The organism is Peribacillus sp. FSL P2-0133, assembly GCF_037975445.1.
Lineage (GTDB): Bacteria > Bacillota > Bacilli > Bacillales > DSM-1321 > Peribacillus > Peribacillus simplex_E.
The window spans coordinates 242,390-257,889 of record NZ_CP150254.1; the positions used below are offsets into that span (position 1 = coordinate 242,390).

Here is a 15,500-nt window from a genome sequence, read left to right on the forward strand (position 1 = left end):
CATGAAGGATACTTTAACGATTGAGGAAAGAGAAGATTTAGAAATCGAATTATTGTTAGAGGCCATTTATTCCGTTTCTGGCTTTGACTTTCGCAAATATATGCGTTCTTCAATAAAAAGAAGAGTTGAAAATAGAATGAGACTGGACCATGTTCGCAGGATTAGCGGAATGATTGAAATGGTTTTATATGAAAAAGGGTATGTTGAGAAGCTTTTGAAGGATTTTTCAATAAATGTCACTGAAATGTTTCGCGATCCGGATTTCTTTAAAGCCTTTCGTTTAAATATTGTACCGCTCCTGAAAAAACTTCCTGAAATCAGAATTTGGCATGCGGGATGTTCGACCGGTGAAGAAGCCTTTTCCATGGCGATCATCCTCAAGGAAGAAGGACTTTATGATAAGGCGAGGATTTATGCCACTGATATGAATGATGAAGTTCTCCGTCATGCGGAAAAAGGAATATTACCTTTAAATAGAATGCAGTCTTATACGAAAAACTACTTGCAAGCTGGAGGTAACCAGGAATTTTCGGAGTATTATACAACCGATTATCAAAATGCTTATCTTGATTTCAATCTCCTTAAAAACATTGTGTTTTTCCAGCATAATTTAGTTACTGATGGTTCGTTCAATGAGTTTCATATCATCATGTGCCGGAATGTGATGATTTACTTTACCGGTGAATTGCAGACCTATGTTAATCAGTTGTTTTATGACAGTCTTTGTAAAGACGGCTTCCTTGCGGTTGGCAGCAAGGAAACACTTCATACATCATCCTTTTCGGAAGATTATGAGGACTTTGACTCAAAGGAAAGAATTTATCGGAAATTGTAAAAAGAAAGAGTTCGCATATAAGCGGACTCTTTCTTTTTAATTTAGTGCATTATTTTTCACTTTTTTTGCATTTCTATGTTTAAGGTATCGGAAGAAGGGGTATATAAAATGAGTTGGTCTCCATGTAAAATCGCTGACATGGTTTATCATTATTAAATGAGACTGAACTTCGTTATAATATTTAAGGGAGTTTTAGAACGTACCGATCCATATAATGAAGATAAATGTTGCCGCTCGATATAAGCCAAAAGGGGAATGAAAGAATGACGATTTTAATCGTAGATGATAACCAGGTTAACCTTTTCGTTATAGAGAAAATTCTAAAACGAGCTGGCTATACGGATTTTCTATCATTAACTTCAGCTGTTGAGATGTTTGAATATTTACAGGTGGATAGTCCGCAACCTAAAGAGACTTCAGTTGATATCATTCTGCTTGATATCATGATGCCGGAGATCGATGGGATAGAGGCGTGCAGGAGACTTCAAAGTATTCCACACCTTAGAGATATACCCGTCATTTTTGTAACCGCCCTTGAAGATTCAAATAAGGTGGCCGAGGCACTTGATGTTGGTGGAATTGATTATATAATGAAGCCTATCAATAAAATAGATTTACTTGCGAGGATTCGCGTAGGGTTAAGACTTAAATATGAAAAAGATTGGCATAAAATGCAGGATGAAAAAATCCGCAATGAATTGGATCTTTCCATGCAGGTTCAAAGCAGCTTATTAAGTGAACCCATTATAAATGACCACTTAACTATAAGGGCATCATACTTACCTGCGAATAAATTAGCAGGGGATATGTACTATTGGCACCGCATCGATGAAAATCGGTATGGGATCATCCTGTTGGATATGATGGGGCATGGTATATCCGCCTCACTTGTGTGCATGTTCATTTCCTCCGTATTGAGGGATGCCATCAGGACACATACAGATCCAGTGGCAGTAATAAACGAAATGAATCGCTGGATGAGTACCCTTAATAAAGAAGATAATCAAGTGCATTATTATTTTACCGCGATTTATATGATCATTGATACAGAGCAAAAGACAGTGGAATATGTGAATGCCGGACATCCTCCGGGATTTGCTTTAATGGACAATGGAAAAGTGGCCTCACTTTCAAAAGGGACATGTCCTGTTGGGTTCTTCACCGAAATGAAAATAGAGAAATCCGTCATTCATTATGAAGAGAAGATTCAGATTATGCTATTTACGGATGGAGTCATGGAAGCAATAGATCGAGAAGGGACGGAAGGGCTCGACCAAATAAAAGAAGCGGTCTCGACGAGATGGTTTGATTGTAAAGAATCTCCCCCTATCGATTTTTTAATGTCCCCGGAAATGCAGCAAGATCAACCTGATGATATGTGTGTTGTTGTTATTCAAGCAAATTGAAGAAGGAAGAGGCGGCAGATTATCTGCCGCCTCTTCTCTATAAAAGGGGGGTCACTTTTATATGAAATGAGAATGTTCGTTTAGAGAGAGAATCCTCTATTCGGTTATTTGCATTAACGGTCATTTTTCAATTTACTAATGCCATCTTGGAGATTGCCTTTTAATTTGTCGACTTTACCTTCTGCTTGTAAGTGAGGATCATTTTTCGCGTTTCCGACTTGGTCTTTCGTTTCACCTTTAACTTTATTTACAGCACTTTTTACTTTGTCTGATAAACCGCTCATTATGTTACCTCCTTTTTCTTTATATGCTATATATACCCATGAAATGTATGGGTAAACCTGATTTTTATGGAGAAGGGAGTTTAAGAAGCGATTATTGCCCTTTTGCTTAACCTTTGAATGAACTGATATGACCGATCAATGATATGATCTTTGTCATGATCCAACGAGGCCACATGATATGAATTTTCAAGGGACGCCATCTCCTTATCACCGGACATGACAGTATCGTAAATCTGATAGGAACACGAGTCTGGTACAACGTGATCTTCTGGAGAATGGAAGATAAGTATCGGGCATGCAACGTCTACTAGTTTTTGACTGGTATGTTCCATTATATCGAGCAATTGATTAATTGCTTTTGCCGGAACTTGGTCATACGTGATTTCTTTAGTTGTATCGTCTTTTATGTCAGGCTTGCCTTCAGGAACGAAGCGCGGAACCGATTGGTTACGATATTTTTCATATTCAGGAACTTGGAGAGCGGCATTGATGGTGAGAATTCCATCACAAGCCACTTTTGTCGCTAAATCGAGAACAAGGGCGCCTCCCATTGATTGTCCGATGGCGAATACATGGGTGCAGGTTCGCTTTAATTTTGCATAAGCCATTTCAACATCTTGTATCCATTCCTGATAATGACTCGTTTCCATTTCATATTCATCCGTTCCGTGGCCCGCCAGTCGAGGAGCGAAGACAGTGAAGCCTTTGGCGGCGAATTTTTCACCTAAATACCTTACGCTTTGTGGCGTTCCATTAAAACCATGGCAAATAAGAATGCCGATAGAATTGCCGGGTATGAAAAAAGATTCCGCACCTGGTATTACCATTGCTGCTGTCATATTCCCATCTCCTTTAAATTAGCTAAGTTTTATTGAAAGAAAGTTTATAAATAAAATTAACTATTCCGATTATTTTACTTGGTTATATAATAGCATAATGAAAATTGTGAAGTCAACTTGGTTATATTCCAAAATTCATTGTCATTAAGAGGCATTAAAAAAGGATAAAGATACTTAGTAGGTCTATTCCATGTATCGTTGCCATTCTTTCTATTATATAAGTACTGTCTTGGAATTTTTGATAAATTGAAGAAGCTTATAACCGGTGCAAGATATAAATATAAGAAATAGAGAAAAAGGCATTGACATTAAAGTGAAATGGGATTAATATAAATAAGCACCAACTAAGACAAACGAAAAACTTCATCACTTTCGGCAGATTGCTGAAAGAAATAACTATTGACTTCTTACTATGAAAATGATAAGATGAAATGGTCGCTGAAAAACACAGCGATTTAAAATAAGTTAAAAACTTCGCAGAAGTTGACAACTAATCAATAAAGTGTTATGATGAATAAACAGCCGTTCGAAAGAATGATTGTAAAATTGCTCTTTGAAAACTGAACAAAACAAAGCGCCAACGTTAAATTTTAAGTGAGCACACACTATCAAAAAAGCAAATGAGCAAGTCAAACATTTCTTCGGAGAGTTTGATCCTGGCTCAGGACGAACGCTGGCGGCGTGCCTAATACATGCAAGTCGAGCGAATCGATGGGAGCTTGCTCCCTGAGATTAGCGGCGGACGGGTGAGTAACACGTGGGCAACCTGCCTATAAGACTGGGATAACTTCGGGAAACCGGAGCTAATACCGGATACGTTCTTTTCTCGCATGAGAGAAGATGGAAAGACGGTTTACGCTGTCACTTATAGATGGGCCCGCGGCGCATTAGCTAGTTGGTGAGGTAATGGCTCACCAAGGCGACGATGCGTAGCCGACCTGAGAGGGTGATCGGCCACACTGGGACTGAGACACGGCCCAGACTCCTACGGGAGGCAGCAGTAGGGAATCTTCCGCAATGGACGAAAGTCTGACGGAGCAACGCCGCGTGAACGAAGAAGGCCTTCGGGTCGTAAAGTTCTGTTGTTAGGGAAGAACAAGTACCAGAGTAACTGCTGGTACCTTGACGGTACCTAACCAGAAAGCCACGGCTAACTACGTGCCAGCAGCCGCGGTAATACGTAGGTGGCAAGCGTTGTCCGGAATTATTGGGCGTAAAGCGCGCGCAGGTGGTTCCTTAAGTCTGATGTGAAAGCCCACGGCTCAACCGTGGAGGGTCATTGGAAACTGGGGAACTTGAGTGCAGAAGAGGAAAGTGGAATTCCAAGTGTAGCGGTGAAATGCGTAGAGATTTGGAGGAACACCAGTGGCGAAGGCGACTTTCTGGTCTGTAACTGACACTGAGGCGCGAAAGCGTGGGGAGCAAACAGGATTAGATACCCTGGTAGTCCACGCCGTAAACGATGAGTGCTAAGTGTTAGAGGGTTTCCGCCCTTTAGTGCTGCAGCTAACGCATTAAGCACTCCGCCTGGGGAGTACGGCCGCAAGGCTGAAACTCAAAGGAATTGACGGGGGCCCGCACAAGCGGTGGAGCATGTGGTTTAATTCGAAGCAACGCGAAGAACCTTACCAGGTCTTGACATCCTCTGACAACCCTAGAGATAGGGCTTTCCCCTTCGGGGGACAGAGTGACAGGTGGTGCATGGTTGTCGTCAGCTCGTGTCGTGAGATGTTGGGTTAAGTCCCGCAACGAGCGCAACCCTTGATCTTAGTTGCCAGCATTCAGTTGGGCACTCTAAGGTGACTGCCGGTGACAAACCGGAGGAAGGTGGGGATGACGTCAAATCATCATGCCCCTTATGACCTGGGCTACACACGTGCTACAATGGATGGTACAAAGGGCTGCAAACCTGCGAAGGTAAGCGAATCCCATAAAGCCATTCTCAGTTCGGATTGCAGGCTGCAACTCGCCTGCATGAAGCCGGAATCGCTAGTAATCGCGGATCAGCATGCCGCGGTGAATACGTTCCCGGGCCTTGTACACACCGCCCGTCACACCACGAGAGTTTGTAACACCCGAAGTCGGTGAGGTAACCTTCATGGAGCCAGCCGCCTAAGGTGGGACAGATGATTGGGGTGAAGTCGTAACAAGGTAGCCGTATCGGAAGGTGCGGCTGGATCACCTCCTTTCTAAGGATAATTACGAGAGCGCTTTTGTTTTGTTCAGTTTTGAATGAGTAATTCATTCAAATAGGAAAGAGAAGCATCACGATGTGATGGATTCTTTCTGCTTTGTTCCTTGAAAACTAGATAATAGATAGAAGGCAATTAATTTTTTTCAAAGCATCTGTAAGACTTTTTTAACGGTTAAGTTAGAAAGGGCGCACGGTGGATGCCTTGGCACTAGGAGCCGATGAAGGACGGGACTAACACCGATATGCTTCGGGGAGCTGTAAGTAAGCTTTGATCCGGAGATTTCCGAATGGGGAAACCCACTGTTCGTAATGGAACAGTATCTTTACCTGAATACATAGGGTACTGAAGGCAGACCCGGGGAACTGAAACATCTAAGTACCCGGAGGAAGAGAAAGCAAACGCGATTTCCTGAGTAGCGGCGAGCGAAACGGAATTAGCCCAAACCAAGAGGCTTGCCTCTTGGGGTTGTAGGACACTCAACATGGAGTTACAAAGGAACGGGGTAAATGAAGTGATCTGGAAAGGTCCGTCGAAGAAGGTAAAAACCCTGTAGTTGAAACTTCGTTCCCTCCTGAGTGGATCCTGAGTACGGCGGGACACGAGAAATCCCGTCGGAAGCAGGGAGGACCATCTCCCAAGGCTAAATACTCCCTAGTGACCGATAGTGAACCAGTACCGTGAGGGAAAGGTGAAAAGCACCCCGGAAGGGGAGTGAAATAGATCCTGAAACCGTGTGCCTACAAGTAGTCAAAGCCCGTTAATGGGTAATGGCGTGCCTTTTGTAGAATGAACCGGCGAGTTACGATTTCATGCGAGGTTAAGTTGATGAGACGGAGCCGCAGCGAAAGCGAGTCTGAATAGGGCGAATGAGTATGAGGTCGTAGACCCGAAACCAGGTGATCTACCCATGTCCAGGGTGAAGTTCAGGTAACACTGAATGGAGGCCCGAACCCACGCACGTTGAAAAGTGCGGGGATGAGGTGTGGGTAGCGGAGAAATTCCAATCGAACCTGGAGATAGCTGGTTCTCTCCGAAATAGCTTTAGGGCTAGCCTCAAGATGAGAGTATTGGAGGTAGAGCACTGATTGGACTAGGGGCCCCCAACGGGTTACCGAATTCAGTCAAACTCCGAATGCCAAATACTTATTCTTGGGAGTCAGACTGCGAGTGATAAGATCCGTAGTCGAAAGGGAAACAGCCCAGACCACCAGCTAAGGTCCCAAAGTATACGTTAAGTGGAAAAGGATGTGGAGTTGCTTAGACAACCAGGATGTTGGCTTAGAAGCAGCCACCATTTAAAGAGTGCGTAATAGCTCACTGGTCGAGTGACTCCGCGCCGAAAATGTACCGGGGCTAAACGTATCACCGAAGCTGTGGATTGACACCATTAGGTGTCGATGGTAGGAGAGCGTTCTAAGGGCGTTGAAGTCAGACCGGAAGGACTGGTGGAGCGCTTAGAAGTGAGAATGCCGGTATGAGTAGCGAAAGAAGGGTGAGAATCCCTTCCACCGAATGCCTAAGGTTTCCTGAGGAAGGCTCGTCCGCTCAGGGTTAGTCGGGACCTAAGCCGAGGCCGAAAGGCGTAGGCGATGGACAACAGGTTGATATTCCTGTACCACCTATACATCGTTTGAACGATGGGGGGACGCAGAAGGATAGGGTAAGCGCGCTGTTGGATATGCGCGTCCAAGCAGTTAGGCCGGAAACGAGGCAAATCCCGTTTCCATTAAGGCGGAGCTGTGATGGCGAGGGAAATATAGTACCGAAGTTCCTGATTCCACGCTGCCAAGAAAAGCCTCTAGTGAGATGTAAGGTGCCCGTACCGCAAACCGACACAGGTAGGCGAGGAGAGAATCCTAAGGTGTGCGAGAGAACTCTCGTTAAGGAACTCGGCAAAATGACCCCGTAACTTCGGGAGAAGGGGTGCTTTTTAGGGTGAATAGCCCAGAAAAGCCGCAGTGAATAGGCCCAGGCGACTGTTTAGCAAAAACACAGGTCTCTGCGAAGCCGCAAGGCGAAGTATAGGGGCTGACACCTGCCCGGTGCTGGAAGGTTAAGGGGAGAGGTTAGCGCAAGCGAAGCTTTGAACCGAAGCCCCAGTAAACGGCGGCCGTAACTATAACGGTCCTAAGGTAGCGAAATTCCTTGTCGGGTAAGTTCCGACCCGCACGAAAGGTGTAACGATCTGGGCACTGTCTCAACGAGAGACTCGGTGAAATTATAGTACCTGTGAAGATGCAGGTTACCCGCGACAGGACGGAAAGACCCCGTGGAGCTTTACTGCAGCCTGATATTGAATTTTGGTACAGCTTGTACAGGATAGGTAGGAGCCTGAGAAGCCGGAGCGCTAGCTTCGGTGGAGGCGTTGGTGGGATACTACCCTGGCTGTATTGAAATTCTAACCCGCGCCCCTTATCGGGGTGGGAGACAGTGTCAGGTGGGCAGTTTGACTGGGGCGGTCGCCTCCTAAAGAGTAACGGAGGCGCCCAAAGGTTCCCTCAGAATGGTTGGAAATCATTCGTAGAGTGTAAAGGCACAAGGGAGCTTGACTGCGAGACCTACAAGTCGAGCAGGGACGAAAGTCGGGCTTAGTGATCCGGTGGTTCCGCATGGAAGGGCCATCGCTCAACGGATAAAAGCTACCCCGGGGATAACAGGCTTATCTCCCCCAAGAGTCCACATCGACGGGGAGGTTTGGCACCTCGATGTCGGCTCATCGCATCCTGGGGCTGTAGTCGGTCCCAAGGGTTGGGCTGTTCGCCCATTAAAGCGGTACGCGAGCTGGGTTCAGAACGTCGTGAGACAGTTCGGTCCCTATCCGTCGCGGGCGCAGGAAATTTGAGAGGAGCTGTCCTTAGTACGAGAGGACCGGGATGGACGCACCGCTGGTGTACCAGTTGTCTTGCCAAAGGCATAGCTGGGTAGCTACGTGCGGACGGGATAAGTGCTGAAAGCATCTAAGCATGAAGCCCCCCTCAAGATGAGATTTCCCATGGCGCAAGCTAGTAAGATCCCTGAAAGATGATCAGGTTGATAGGTCAGAGGTGGAAGCGTGGCGACATGTGGAGCTGACTGATACTAATAGATCGAGGACTTAACCAACGCTTTAAAAAAATGAAATACCTTCTTATTATCTAGTTTTGAAGGAACAACGTTCCTTTCATGTTTGGTGGCGATAGCGAAGAGGTCACACCCGTTCCCATTCCGAACACGGCAGTTAAGCTCTTCAGCGCCAATGGTAGTTGGGGGTTTCCCCCTGTGAGAGTAGGACGCCGCCAAGCCATTTAAAAAGATCAGCCATCCGGCTGGTCTTTTTTTGTTTCATAAGGTCATGAAAAAAGATGAAAACTTTTAAGGCTTTTTCATGATACCTTCAGCTCTGTCCAACTAATGTGTGTATTTTCCTTAAGCAAAACGTACCCTTGAAACCATTCTTGATCTTACTTTGAGAGAAGAAAATATTTATTGTGAAATGTGTTGACTTTATCGCAGGAAAAGATTAATATAAATAAGCACCAACTTTACGAACGAAAAACTTCATCACTTTCGGCAGATTGCTGAAAGAAATAACTATTGACTTCTTACTATGAAAATGATAAGATGAAATGGTCGCTGAAAAACACAGCGATTTAAAATAAGTTAAAAACTTCGCAGAAGTTGACAACTAATCAATAAAGTGTTATGATGAATAAACAGCCGTTCGAAAGAATGATTGTAAAATTGCTCTTTGAAAACTGAACAAAACAAAGCGCCAACGTTAAATTTTAAGTGAGCACACACTATCAAAAAAGCAAATGAGCAAGTCAAACATTTCTTCGGAGAGTTTGATCCTGGCTCAGGACGAACGCTGGCGGCGTGCCTAATACATGCAAGTCGAGCGAATCGATGGGAGCTTGCTCCCTGAGATTAGCGGCGGACGGGTGAGTAACACGTGGGCAACCTGCCTATAAGACTGGGATAACTTCGGGAAACCGGAGCTAATACCGGATACGTTCTTTTCTCGCATGAGAGAAGATGGAAAGACGGTTTACGCTGTCACTTATAGATGGGCCCGCGGCGCATTAGCTAGTTGGTGAGGTAATGGCTCACCAAGGCGACGATGCGTAGCCGACCTGAGAGGGTGATCGGCCACACTGGGACTGAGACACGGCCCAGACTCCTACGGGAGGCAGCAGTAGGGAATCTTCCGCAATGGACGAAAGTCTGACGGAGCAACGCCGCGTGAACGAAGAAGGCCTTCGGGTCGTAAAGTTCTGTTGTTAGGGAAGAACAAGTACCAGAGTAACTGCTGGTACCTTGACGGTACCTAACCAGAAAGCCACGGCTAACTACGTGCCAGCAGCCGCGGTAATACGTAGGTGGCAAGCGTTGTCCGGAATTATTGGGCGTAAAGCGCGCGCAGGTGGTTCCTTAAGTCTGATGTGAAAGCCCACGGCTCAACCGTGGAGGGTCATTGGAAACTGGGGAACTTGAGTGCAGAAGAGGAAAGTGGAATTCCAAGTGTAGCGGTGAAATGCGTAGAGATTTGGAGGAACACCAGTGGCGAAGGCGACTTTCTGGTCTGTAACTGACACTGAGGCGCGAAAGCGTGGGGAGCAAACAGGATTAGATACCCTGGTAGTCCACGCCGTAAACGATGAGTGCTAAGTGTTAGAGGGTTTCCGCCCTTTAGTGCTGCAGCTAACGCATTAAGCACTCCGCCTGGGGAGTACGGCCGCAAGGCTGAAACTCAAAGGAATTGACGGGGGCCCGCACAAGCGGTGGAGCATGTGGTTTAATTCGAAGCAACGCGAAGAACCTTACCAGGTCTTGACATCCTCTGACAACCCTAGAGATAGGGCTTTCCCCTTCGGGGGACAGAGTGACAGGTGGTGCATGGTTGTCGTCAGCTCGTGTCGTGAGATGTTGGGTTAAGTCCCGCAACGAGCGCAACCCTTGATCTTAGTTGCCAGCATTCAGTTGGGCACTCTAAGGTGACTGCCGGTGACAAACCGGAGGAAGGTGGGGATGACGTCAAATCATCATGCCCCTTATGACCTGGGCTACACACGTGCTACAATGGATGGTACAAAGGGCTGCAAACCTGCGAAGGTAAGCGAATCCCATAAAGCCATTCTCAGTTCGGATTGCAGGCTGCAACTCGCCTGCATGAAGCCGGAATCGCTAGTAATCGCGGATCAGCATGCCGCGGTGAATACGTTCCCGGGCCTTGTACACACCGCCCGTCACACCACGAGAGTTTGTAACACCCGAAGTCGGTGAGGTAACCTTTATGGAGCCAGCCGCCTAAGGTGGGACAGATGATTGGGGTGAAGTCGTAACAAGGTAGCCGTATCGGAAGGTGCGGCTGGATCACCTCCTTTCTAAGGATAATTACGAGAGCGCTTTTGTTTTGTTCAGTTTTGAATGAGTAATTCATTCAAATAGGAAAGAGAAGCATCACGATGTGATGGATTCTTTCTGCTTTGTTCCTTGAAAACTAGATAATAGATAGAAGGCAATTAATTTTTTTCAAAGCATCTGTAAGACTTTTTTAACGGTTAAGTTAGAAAGGGCGCACGGTGGATGCCTTGGCACTAGGAGCCGATGAAGGACGGGACTAACACCGATATGCTTCGGGGAGCTGTAAGTAAGCTTTGATCCGGAGATTTCCGAATGGGGAAACCCACTGTTCGTAATGGAACAGTATCTTTACCTGAATACATAGGGTACTGAAGGCAGACCCGGGGAACTGAAACATCTAAGTACCCGGAGGAAGAGAAAGCAAACGCGATTTCCTGAGTAGCGGCGAGCGAAACGGAATTAGCCCAAACCAAGAGGCTTGCCTCTTGGGGTTGTAGGACACTCAACATGGAGTTACAAAGGAACGGGGTAAATGAAGTGATCTGGAAAGGTCCGTCGAAGAAGGTAAAAACCCTGTAGTTGAAACTTCGTTCCCTCCTGAGTGGATCCTGAGTACGGCGGGACACGAGAAATCCCGTCGGAAGCAGGGAGGACCATCTCCCAAGGCTAAATACTCCCTAGTGACCGATAGTGAACCAGTACCGTGAGGGAAAGGTGAAAAGCACCCCGGAAGGGGAGTGAAATAGATCCTGAAACCGTGTGCCTACAAGTAGTCAAAGCCCGTTAATGGGTAATGGCGTGCCTTTTGTAGAATGAACCGGCGAGTTACGATTTCATGCGAGGTTAAGTTGATGAGACGGAGCCGCAGCGAAAGCGAGTCTGAATAGGGCGAATGAGTATGAGGTCGTAGACCCGAAACCAGGTGATCTACCCATGTCCAGGGTGAAGTTCAGGTAACACTGAATGGAGGCCCGAACCCACGCACGTTGAAAAGTGCGGGGATGAGGTGTGGGTAGCGGAGAAATTCCAATCGAACCTGGAGATAGCTGGTTCTCTCCGAAATAGCTTTAGGGCTAGCCTCAAGATGAGAGTATTGGAGGTAGAGCACTGATTGGACTAGGGGCCCCCAACGGGTTACCGAATTCAGTCAAACTCCGAATGCCAAATACTTATTCTTGGGAGTCAGACTGCGAGTGATAAGATCCGTAGTCGAAAGGGAAACAGCCCAGACCACCAGCTAAGGTCCCAAAGTATACGTTAAGTGGAAAAGGATGTGGAGTTGCTTAGACAACCAGGATGTTGGCTTAGAAGCAGCCACCATTTAAAGAGTGCGTAATAGCTCACTGGTCGAGTGACTCCGCGCCGAAAATGTACCGGGGCTAAACGTATCACCGAAGCTGTGGATTGACACCATTAGGTGTCGATGGTAGGAGAGCGTTCTAAGGGCGTTGAAGTCAGACCGGAAGGACTGGTGGAGCGCTTAGAAGTGAGAATGCCGGTATGAGTAGCGAAAGAAGGGTGAGAATCCCTTCCACCGAATGCCTAAGGTTTCCTGAGGAAGGCTCGTCCGCTCAGGGTTAGTCGGGACCTAAGCCGAGGCCGAAAGGCGTAGGCGATGGACAACAGGTTGATATTCCTGTACCACCTATACATCGTTTGAACGATGGGGGGACGCAGAAGGATAGGGTAAGCGCGCTGTTGGATATGCGCGTCCAAGCAGTTAGGCCGGAAACGAGGCAAATCCCGTTTCCATTAAGGCGGAGCTGTGATGGCGAGGGAAATATAGTACCGAAGTTCCTGATTCCACGCTGCCAAGAAAAGCCTCTAGTGAGATGTAAGGTGCCCGTACCGCAAACCGACACAGGTAGGCGAGGAGAGAATCCTAAGGTGTGCGAGAGAACTCTCGTTAAGGAACTCGGCAAAATGACCCCGTAACTTCGGGAGAAGGGGTGCTTTTTAGGGTGAATAGCCCAGAAAAGCCGCAGTGAATAGGCCCAGGCGACTGTTTAGCAAAAACACAGGTCTCTGCGAAGCCGCAAGGCGAAGTATAGGGGCTGACACCTGCCCGGTGCTGGAAGGTTAAGGGGAGAGGTTAGCGCAAGCGAAGCTTTGAACCGAAGCCCCAGTAAACGGCGGCCGTAACTATAACGGTCCTAAGGTAGCGAAATTCCTTGTCGGGTAAGTTCCGACCCGCACGAAAGGTGTAACGATCTGGGCACTGTCTCAACGAGAGACTCGGTGAAATTATAGTACCTGTGAAGATGCAGGTTACCCGCGACAGGACGGAAAGACCCCGTGGAGCTTTACTGCAGCCTGATATTGAATTTTGGTACAGCTTGTACAGGATAGGTAGGAGCCTGAGAAGCCGGAGCGCTAGCTTCGGTGGAGGCGTTGGTGGGATACTACCCTGGCTGTATTGAAATTCTAACCCGCGCCCCTTATCGGGGTGGGAGACAGTGTCAGGTGGGCAGTTTGACTGGGGCGGTCGCCTCCTAAAGAGTAACGGAGGCGCCCAAAGGTTCCCTCAGAATGGTTGGAAATCATTCGTAGAGTGTAAAGGCACAAGGGAGCTTGACTGCGAGACCTACAAGTCGAGCAGGGACGAAAGTCGGGCTTAGTGATCCGGTGGTTCCGCATGGAAGGGCCATCGCTCAACGGATAAAAGCTACCCCGGGGATAACAGGCTTATCTCCCCCAAGAGTCCACATCGACGGGGAGGTTTGGCACCTCGATGTCGGCTCATCGCATCCTGGGGCTGTAGTCGGTCCCAAGGGTTGGGCTGTTCGCCCATTAAAGCGGTACGCGAGCTGGGTTCAGAACGTCGTGAGACAGTTCGGTCCCTATCCGTCGCGGGCGCAGGAAATTTGAGAGGAGCTGTCCTTAGTACGAGAGGACCGGGATGGACGCACCGCTGGTGTACCAGTTGTCTTGCCAAAGGCATAGCTGGGTAGCTACGTGCGGACGGGATAAGTGCTGAAAGCATCTAAGCATGAAGCCCCCCTCAAGATGAGATTTCCCATGGCGCAAGCTAGTAAGATCCCTGAAAGATGATCAGGTTGATAGGTCAGAGGTGGAAGCGTGGCGACATGTGGAGCTGACTGATACTAATAGATCGAGGACTTAACCAACGCTTTTTAAAAAATGAAATACCTTCTTATTATCTAGTTTTGAAGGAACAACGTTCCTTTTATGTTTGGTGGCGATAGCGAAGAGGTCACACCCGTTCCCATTCCGAACACGGCAGTTAAGCTCTTCAGCGCCGATGGTAGTTGGGGGTTTCCCCCTGTGAGAGTAGGACGCCGCCAAGCCATTTAAAAAGATCAGCCACCCTGGCTGGTCTTTTTTTGAGGTTGATATTCCTTCAGTATCTTTTTATTTAAACCGGTTAAAAAAGTAGTGACTCAAAAGGACCATAAAGAAAGTAATATTCCGTATAAATGGTAGGACATACTATAAATGCATCTGAATTTCTACAGCTATCTGTATTATCCATATCTGTTTCAGACAAAGGGACAGAATTCTTCGTTTCTGTAGGGATATATGTTAAACTTAACGTAGTTCTGAAACTGTCATTGGGGGAATAGCCGATGGATACCTCTGCTAAAGATGAAATGATTTTTTCGTTTGCTGAATGGTTGAGAGACCAAGGCAAATCAGCTAATACGATCAAAACGTATACTGGTGTCCTTTCACAGTTTTGTGACCAGACACAAAAGATATTGATGGAGATTCATTCTGAAGATGTTCAGGGTTATCTTGATAATTTAGAAAATTGCAAGAAAAGCCCAGGGACAATCGAAAAACACTATATCGCCCTAAACGTCTTCTTTAAATTTTTAGGCAAACCGCAAGTAATGCTTTCTGTGGAACGTAAGGTTAAGGAGCACAAGCTTGAGGTACCTGAAACTTTAAGCGTCAATGAGCAGCAGATCCTGTTAAGGGATATAGAAGCAGAAGGAAATCTAAGGAACATTGCCATCGTCTACCTTTTGTTACATACTGGAATTCGTGTTTCTGAATTATGTGACTTAAATGGCCGTGACGTCATTATGGAAACAGAGCGAAATTATATACTTGTCAGGAACGCAAAAGGTGAAATCGATAGATCTGTTCCCCTTACACTATCGGCTATACAACATGTAAAAAATTATCTTCATTCTTTAAAAGAAAAAGCGGATCCGTTATTCATCTCAAGCTATAATCAAAGGATCACTCCGAGGTCAGTTCAATATATATTAAAAAAATACAATGTGCATCCACATAAACTGCGACATACCTTTTGCCAAAGGTTAGTTGATAATGGAATAGATATACAAACGATATCAAAGCTTGCCGGTCATAAAGATTTAAACGTAACGAAGCGTTATCTAAAAGACGAATCGCTGGATCTGGCAAATGCGATAGATCAAACTTTCACCAAACACTAAGCTATAGAAATTAAAAGGGAAAGCGGGTTCTTTCCCTTTTTTTGTTTAAATAAAGTTTTAAAACAAACAAATTTCCTTGGAAATGACGAATAGGACGTTTTGTCTTATGAGACGGGGAGTGTTAAAAGAAGAAGGAATATAGTTCGGTCAAAAGGGGCCGGAAGTATGAAG

The 15,500-nt window shown here is 46.4% G+C and carries 5 protein-coding genes and 6 rRNA genes; 9 read left to right on the plus strand and 2 right to left on the minus strand.

Features of this window, described 5'->3' with window-relative positions; genetic code table 11:
- The first annotated feature begins 1 nt into the window (after position 1).
- A complete protein-coding gene (locus MKY17_RS01315) occupies positions 2–835 on the plus strand; it encodes a protein-glutamate O-methyltransferase CheR (RefSeq protein ID WP_098372128.1) in 834 nt (277 codons plus the stop codon).
- A gap of 263 nt (positions 836–1,098) precedes the next feature.
- Complete coding sequence (locus tag MKY17_RS01320; protein ID WP_098372127.1) at positions 1,099–2,241, plus strand: fused response regulator/phosphatase; 1,143 nt, start codon at positions 1,099–1,101, stop codon at positions 2,239–2,241.
- Positions 2,242–2,354: 113 nt separating this feature from the next.
- Here the strand turns inward: MKY17_RS01320 and MKY17_RS01325 are convergent, their stop codons facing one another.
- Both MKY17_RS01325 and MKY17_RS01330 read right to left on the minus strand, forming a co-directional pair.
- Positions 2,355–2,525 (minus strand): CsbD family protein, encoded by a 171-nt coding sequence (locus MKY17_RS01325; protein WP_096340795.1) that lies wholly within the window; start codon positions 2,523–2,525, stop codon positions 2,355–2,357.
- Between the two features lie 80 nt (positions 2,526–2,605).
- A complete protein-coding gene (locus MKY17_RS01330; RefSeq protein ID WP_098372126.1) occupies positions 2,606–3,364 on the minus strand; it encodes an alpha/beta fold hydrolase in 759 nt (252 codons plus the stop codon).
- Positions 3,365–4,002: 638 nt separating this feature from the next.
- On the opposite strand from MKY17_RS01330, the gene MKY17_RS01335 reads away from it, so the two are divergent.
- The 7 genes from MKY17_RS01335 to MKY17_RS01365 all read left to right on the plus strand — a co-directional run bounded on the left by MKY17_RS01335 (position 4,003) and on the right by MKY17_RS01365 (position 15,329).
- Positions 4,003–5,553, plus strand: a 16S ribosomal RNA gene (locus MKY17_RS01335).
- A gap of 175 nt (positions 5,554–5,728) precedes the next feature.
- A 23S ribosomal RNA gene (locus tag MKY17_RS01340) occupies positions 5,729–8,661 on the plus strand.
- A 63-nt stretch (positions 8,662–8,724) separates the two neighbouring features.
- Positions 8,725–8,840 (plus strand): 5S ribosomal RNA (gene rrf / locus MKY17_RS01345).
- A 531-nt stretch (positions 8,841–9,371) separates the two neighbouring features.
- Positions 9,372–10,922 (plus strand): 16S ribosomal RNA (locus tag MKY17_RS01350).
- Positions 10,923–11,097: 175 nt separating this feature from the next.
- Positions 11,098–14,030 (plus strand): 23S ribosomal RNA (locus MKY17_RS01355).
- A gap of 64 nt (positions 14,031–14,094) precedes the next feature.
- Positions 14,095–14,210, plus strand: a 5S ribosomal RNA gene (gene rrf / locus MKY17_RS01360).
- Together the 16S, 23S and 5S rRNA genes form the textbook arrangement of a ribosomal RNA operon.
- Positions 14,211–14,489: 279 nt before the next feature.
- The gene (locus MKY17_RS01365; RefSeq protein WP_098372160.1) at positions 14,490–15,329 is read left to right on the plus strand and encodes a tyrosine-type recombinase/integrase; all 840 of its coding nucleotides are present in this window, start codon (positions 14,490–14,492) and stop codon (positions 15,327–15,329) included.
- Positions 15,330–15,500 lie beyond the last annotated feature (171 nt).